General features: G+C 37.7%; 1 tRNA gene and 1 pseudogene. One reads left to right on the top strand and one right to left on the bottom strand.

What is annotated here, in order from left to right:
• Positions 1–443: pseudogene (locus HT671_RS11780) on the top strand (transposase); the annotation flags it as partial.
• Here the strand turns inward: HT671_RS11780 and HT671_RS10430 are convergent.
• Positions 432–505, bottom strand: a tRNA-Asn gene (locus HT671_RS10430). The pseudogene HT671_RS11780 and the gene HT671_RS10430 overlap by 12 nt on opposite strands.
• Positions 506–528 lie beyond the last annotated feature (23 nt).

The following is a 528-nucleotide window of genomic DNA, read 5'->3' as shown; positions in this document are numbered from 1 at the left end:
GGATGAACTCTGCATCCAAAATAAACACTTTTTCTTACCTCTACCGCCTTATTCACCAGATTTGAATCCTATTGAGCAAGCTTGGGCTATCTTGAAAAAGAAAGTAACAGATTTATTAAGGGAAGTCCCAACTATTTTTGAATGTTTGGAACGCTGATAACGAGAAAATTGTCAATGCCCTTAAACTAGCCTATTCTAACGCCAAACTAGAAGTCACTAATAATCTCATCAAACTTATCAAACGCAACGCCTTTGGTTTTCGGAACTTTAAAAACTTCAAAAAAAATGACGAAATTTGCCCTTTCTCGAGATTAGCTTTTCATCAACCCACTACAGTTGACAAAGAGCCGAAAAATGTCTCGCCTCTAATAACACGAGATAGATTATTATTACATAACAAAAAAAGAGGCCTAAACCTCTTAACTAAATTACTCCGCCAGTAGGACTCGAACCTACGACATCATGATTAACAGTCATGCGCTACTACCAACTGAGCTATGGCGGATTAAAGCTAAGCGACTTCCCTAT

Source organism: Streptococcus sp. 2741 (assembly GCF_013276315.1).
Lineage (GTDB): Bacteria > Bacillota > Bacilli > Lactobacillales > Streptococcaceae > Streptococcus > Streptococcus pseudopneumoniae.
The sequence above is the reverse complement of the archived record's forward strand: the minus strand, read 5'-3'. Positions and strand labels throughout refer to the sequence as shown.